This is a genomic window from Actinomadura sp. 7K507 (assembly GCF_004348425.1).
GTDB lineage: Bacteria > Actinomycetota > Actinomycetes > Streptosporangiales > Streptosporangiaceae > Spirillospora.
Genome location: NZ_SMKK01000378.1, coordinates 1 through 5476, shown reverse-complemented (window position 1 = coordinate 5476; position 5476 = coordinate 1). Strand labels below are relative to the sequence as shown.

The 5476-nt window shown below is 72.6% G+C and carries 5 protein-coding genes; all 5 read right to left on the bottom strand.

Annotated features, from left to right (window positions below):
- A partial coding sequence (locus tag E1285_RS42720; RefSeq protein WP_165967004.1) for a bifunctional 3'-5' exonuclease/DNA polymerase occupies positions 1 to 1070 on the bottom strand: 1070 nt, incomplete at its 3' end.
- 218 nt (positions 1071 to 1288) lie between these two features.
- A complete protein-coding gene (locus E1285_RS42715) occupies positions 1289 to 1780 on the bottom strand; it encodes a DUF4234 domain-containing protein (RefSeq protein ID WP_132160612.1) in 492 nt (163 codons plus the stop codon).
- 188 nt (positions 1781 to 1968) lie between these two features.
- Positions 1969 to 3420 carry a metallophosphoesterase gene (locus tag E1285_RS42710; protein ID WP_243723450.1) on the bottom strand — a complete coding sequence of 484 codons (1452 nt, stop codon included), beginning with the start codon at positions 3418 to 3420 and terminating at the stop codon, positions 1969 to 1971.
- Between the two features lie 503 nt (positions 3421 to 3923).
- Entirely contained in the window at positions 3924 to 4844 is a 921-nt protein-coding gene (locus E1285_RS42705; RefSeq protein WP_132160608.1) for a diacylglycerol kinase family protein, read from the bottom strand.
- A 5-nt stretch (positions 4845 to 4849) separates the two neighbouring features.
- Positions 4850 to 5476, bottom strand: a 627-nt coding sequence (locus E1285_RS42700) for an FAD-linked oxidase C-terminal domain-containing protein (protein WP_279510130.1), incomplete at its 5' end; no start/stop codon positions are given.

Sequence of the window (5476 nt, the reverse complement as noted above, 5' to 3'; positions counted from 1 at the left end):
GCCCGGTCGCCCGCGAGGGCCGCCAGCACCCGGGGTTCGAGCTGGGCCGCGTCCGCGACGACCAGGGACCAGCCGGGATCTGCGACGACGGCCTTGCGCAGGACGCGCGGGATCTGCAGGGCGCCCCCGCCGCTCGTCGCCCACCGGCCCGACACCACGCCGCCGGCCACGTACTCGGGACGGAACCGCCCGCCGCTGACCCAGGTGTCCAGCCACGCCCAGCCGTGCGCGGTGTGCAGCCGCGCGAGCTCCTTGTACTCCAGCAGCAGCGGCACGGCCGGATGGTCGAGCCGCTTGAGCACGTGCGCGCGCGTCGACGGGACCGGCAGGCCCGCCGACGCGAACGCCTTGAGGATCTGCGCCGGTGAGTCGGGGTTGACGTGCGTGCGCGGGCCGAACGCCGCGCTGATCCGGTCGGCGAGATCCTGGAGCCTGCGGGGCCGCATACCGCCGGACGGACGCGGCCCGAGCAGCCCGGTGAGCAGCGCGTCGTGCTCTTCGGCCGACCAGGGCAGCCCGTCGTGCCCCATCTCGGCCGCCACCAGGGACCCGGCCGACTCCGCGGCGGCGAGCACAGCGAACCGTCCTCCGGCCCCCGGCCCGCCCGAGCTCCCGTTGAGCCCGGCGATGGCCCGCTGCTGCTCCGCGTGCACGGCGACGACCTGCTCGATGTCGTCGACGGCCGCCTCCCGCGCACCGTCGTCGAAAAGCGACGCCTGCGCCGGCTCCTCCTGCGGCGGCCGGTCCGCGGGCACCGGCTCCCCGCGCGACCGCGCCCACGCCGCCCGGACGGAGCGCGGTTCCCCGTGCCGTCCCGCGTGACCGAGCAGGAGGCTCTCGACCAGCTCCAGATCATGGCAGCGCCCCACCCGCACGCCCGCGTCCAGCAGCCGGGGATAGAGCCGCGCCGTGGAAGCCCACACCCACCGCGGCGCCCCAGCCCGCTCCCGCTCCGCGATGGCCGCGACCAGATCGGGGACGTCCTCGGCGGGCCCGGCGGGCGCGCCGTCCTCACCGAGCGGCCGCAGCACTCCCCCACCCGCTCGCCCCGCCGCCACCGCGATTCTCACGCGCCCATTCTGGCCGGTACCACCGACAGAACCGCGGGAAAGCGAAGCCCCCTCCGCGACGGGTGCGCACGGAGGGGGCCGGCAACCGAACCAGAAGGCCAGGGCCGTAGCCTTCAGTTCTCCTCAGCAGCTCCGCGACCTGAACCACCGCGATCGCAGCGCATTGGCCGCCGAAGGGAGGGCCCCCAGGGCCCGACCGCCAAGGGAACTACAAAAAGTCACGCGACCAGTGAGACCTGCTGGCCGGCGGGGGTGTCGCCGTAGCGGTCGGCGACCTTGTTGAGCTGGATCTGGTAGTAGAGGACCCCGAAGCCGATGATGCCGAGCAGGAAGCCGACGCCCGCGCTGCAGCTCGGGGCGAGGCCGGCGGCGCGCTGGGCCGCGGCGATGCGGCCGGCGAGTTTGACCCACATGATCAGGGGCCAGATGCCGAGGGTGATGGCGCCGAACAGCATGGACAGCAGCGCGTTCACGGCGGAGTTGCCGATGCGGCGGTCGTAGGCGTGCAGTTCGTTGTGGACCTTGAAGAACCACACGAGGCCGTAGATGCCGAAGGTGATGATGGGCAGGCCGAGCCAGGCGCCGATCGGGTTGCGGCGCTTCATGTTGGCGCCTGCGCCGACGGCGACGGGTGCCTGCTGTTGCTGTGCGGGCGCGTAACCGCCCTGGTAGCCCTGCTGCTGGCCCTGACCCTGCTGGGGATAGCTCATTCGCGTTGCTCTCCTGTGACGCGGCCGTTCTTCCACGACCGCTCGTTACCGATCACCCGTCTGATGCCTGATGACAGTAACGGCACCGACACACGCCGCGCGCCAACCTCTCCGCCTTTGTCGACGTTTCTGGTCGATCCTCCAACCCGCCTCCCCCGCTCAGCGAGATGCCTCTCCGGAAGAGGAGATCAATGCAAAGGAACAATGACCTCGTCCTCGCAGGGTGGGGCCGCTTCCTGGTCGCCGCAGCCCGTGGCGGCGTGGCAGCGGATGCGGAGTTCCGACTCGGTCACGTCCAGGCGCAGGAAGCTCTTGAAGAACGGCGGGTCGTCCCAGTCGGCGAGCTCGGAGCGGAAGCGCTGCGGCAGTTTGTGCACGGGAGCGCGCAGCATCCGGGGGCGGCGGCGGTCGCCGCGCGGGACGCCGAGGACGGTCGCGACGAAGCGGGCGCGGAAGGACGGGCCGGGGCTCTCGTAGCCGCGGCCCGGCCTGATGCCGAGCCGGTGCCGGACGGCGGCCGTGGCCTCCTCCGGGGTGAGCTCGAAGAGTCTGGGCAGCCGCAGCCACCGGCCGTACAGCTTGCTGTAGCGGGAGAGGGAGTCGCCGCGCAGGGGGTAGCAGCGGAACCGGTCCTCCTCCACGGTGCGCGTCCGCGGGATCGTGTGGGTGGCGTGCATGAACGCGCCTCCGCCGCCGGAGACGATGTACTGGATCGTCCGCCCGTCGCGGGTCGTCAGCGGGTAGCGCTGGTAGTTGTGGATGTCGCCGCCGATGGCCGCCACGTAGTTGTGCGCCGGGTCCTGGACGATCTCGTCGACCGTCCCGCCGCCCTCGATCTTCCCCGGGCGGTACTCGTCGTCCACGTACAGCGGTTTTCCGGTCACGAGCAGCTTGGGTTTCGGACCCGCGGACACTTCCCGAAGCCAGCGGCCCTGCCCGCGGTCGAGGACGCCCGTGATCCCGGTGTCGACGCCGATGACGCGCAGCGAGGGCGTGTCGATCGCCCAGTACGGCCCCGGCTGGACGCTCTGCTGCCCCGGGGCGCCCCGGTACTCGCGGCGGACCTCCGCGAGCGCCGCGGCGTCCACCTCCCCCGGGCGGCGCCACAGGAGGCGCGGCACGAAGGAGAGCAGGCCGCGCCACGGCGGCGGCGAGCAGTCCTCGTCCAGGCCGCAGAAGACGTGGAGGAAACCGCGCAGGCCGTCGTACCAGTCGTGGTTGCCGGGGAGGGCGTAGATGGGCGCCGGGTAGTCCCGGTAGGGGCGGAAGAACTTGTCCGGGTACTGGTCCGCGTCCCCGGCCGGATAGATGACGTCGCTGGCGATGATCATGAAGTCGGTGCCGGCGGCGGCGTGCAGCAGCGGCGGGACCACCGCGTACTGCGACCGGTCCCCCTCGCCGGTGTCGCCCAGCAGGGCGAAGGAGAACTCCGGCTCCGAGCGGTGGACGGTGAAGGCGGCCGGCGTCCCGCGCTCGCGCAGCGCGGCGACGCAGCGGCGCCGGATCGCGTTCGAGGGGTCGCCGAAAAGGCGCGCCAGGACGTCGTTGCGGGAACGCCACAGCACCCTGGGGCGGCGCCAGGAGAAGTCGGCGACGCGCTGGGGAAGAAGATCGTGGAACGTGCCGGGCTTCTGGCACACCCACCCGGCACCCGCCTCGGAGGTACGCGAGTTCTCGGGACCGGGATATTCCTCGGCACACACAGGACGCCTCCGGCGGATCGAGCCGTTTCATCCGGTGTGTCACGGGGCCGGGTCCGGACAGCCCGCCGGGTGAGAAGGCTCAGATAGGGGGTTGGTCACAGCCTGTCGGGAGGCGATCTCGACAGTCAAGCGACTTGCCGCAGCCGAGTGTGTGATCTTCCCGGGATGTGCCCGGCGGCGGCGCGGAGACGGGGCGGACGGATGCTCGTGGTGGGCACCGGCGCCACCCCCAGAGACGCCGGCGCCACCACGACGAGGGCGTCCGCGCACATCATGAGTCCCCCCAGAACGGCGAGCAATCGCCTTCTCATGATGAGTCCGCAGACGGCCCCAACGGTCCCTAAGCGGGACGTAACTGACGCTATCCGAAGGCCCGTAATGCGGACGTAAACCGACCCAAAACTTCGGCCCCAGACCTGACGATCCGGTCGCGCCGCCGGTCAGGGCGCCAGGACGCGCAGCGCGCCGGGCATCACCCGGGCCGTGACCGGCAGCACGCCGGGCAGCTCGCCGTCGGCGCCGTAAGGGAGCCTCCTGCCGGGCGGTCCGGCCAGCTCGATCCGCACTTCGCGGCCCCGCATGACCTCGACCTCGGGCCGCCGCACGTGCGAACCGTCCTCCAGCTCCCGCATGACGGAGAAGAAGAGCTTCTTGGGCGCCTGGCGGATGAGGATCACGTCGAGGAGCCCGTCGTCCACGCGCGCGTCCGGGGCGATGTGCTTGCCGAACCCGTAGTAGCCGGAGTTGGCGGCGACGACGGTGTAGCCCTGCCGCGAGTACGACTCGCCGTCCACCGTGATCAGGTAGTCGGCCGGACGCCAGGTGATGATCGCGCGCAGCGCCCCGAAGTAGTAGGCGGCGGAGCCGCGCAGCAGCCGCGTCCTGTTGGCGTTGTCGTTGGCGACGGCGTCCACGCCCGCGTAGACGCTGCCGAGGACGGGCGTGCCGTTGGCCTCGATCGCGTCCACGGCGCGCGGCTCGCCCTCCAGCAGCAGCTTGGCCAATTCCTCGGGATCGGACGGGATGCCGAGCTGCCGCGCGAAGTCGTTGCCGCGCCCTCCCGGGACGATGCCGAAGACCGTGTCCGGGCCGGCGTCCGGGCCGGCCAGGGCGCCGCCGACGCAGCCGACCATGCCGTCGCCGCCGACGCCGAGCACGACCCGCCCGGTTCCCGCGGCGGTGCGGGCGACGCCGGCCGCGTGCTCCAGGCCGCGGCTGTACTCGACGGCGACGTCGGCGCCCGCCTCGCGCAGCAGCCGGGCCAGCGTGATCAGCGACGAGGCGGACGCGGAGCCGCCCGCCGCCGGGTTGACGATCGCGGTGAACGAACGCGGGCCGTGGTCACGGGCGGGCTCCGGCATGATGGCTACTCCCCTGCGGCAGGCGGGACGAGGACACCCGGATTGAGGATTCCGGCCGGATCGACCCGGTCCTTGACGGCGCGGAGCACCGCCGCGCCCAGCGGCCCGATCTCCCGGGCGTACCAGTCGCGGTGGTCGGTGCCCACACCGTGATGATGGCTGATCGTGCCGCCCGCGTCGATGATCGCGTCGTTGGCGGCGCGCTTGGCCACGTCCCAGTGCGCCACCGGATCCTTACCCTGTGCGGACACGACGGTGAAGTAGAGGGACGCCCCGGACGGGTAGACGTGCGAGATGTGGCACATCAGCAGCGGAGGCGTGCCCCCGCCCGACAGGGCGCCGATCAGGGCGTTCCGGACGGCCTCGTACAGGCGGGGGACGTCCGTCCAGAAGGCGGCGGTCTCCAGCGTCTCCACGAACGCGCCGACGTCGAGCAGCGCGTCGCGCATGTAGGGGGCGTTGAACCGGCCGTGCTCCCATTTCTCGCCCGGACCCGTGCCGAGCGGTTCGCCGCCGGCCGCGCGCAGCACGTCCGCGGCCCTGGCCCGCCGGTCGGCGACCCGCTCCGGGGTCCCCTCGAAGCCGAGCACGGCCAGGCATTGGGACCCGTCCTCCGGCCCCCCGTCCTCCAG

What these genes read in the sequence shown, in the direction of transcription:
- E1285_RS42715 (WP_132160612.1), bottom strand. Translation starts at nt 1,780, where the DNA reads ATGAGCTATCCCCAGCAGGGTCAGGGCCAGCAGCAGGGCTACCAGGGC.
- E1285_RS42705 (WP_132160608.1), bottom strand. Translation starts at nt 4,844, where the DNA reads ATGCCGGAGCCCGCCCGTGACCACGGCCCGCGTTCGTTCACCGCGATC.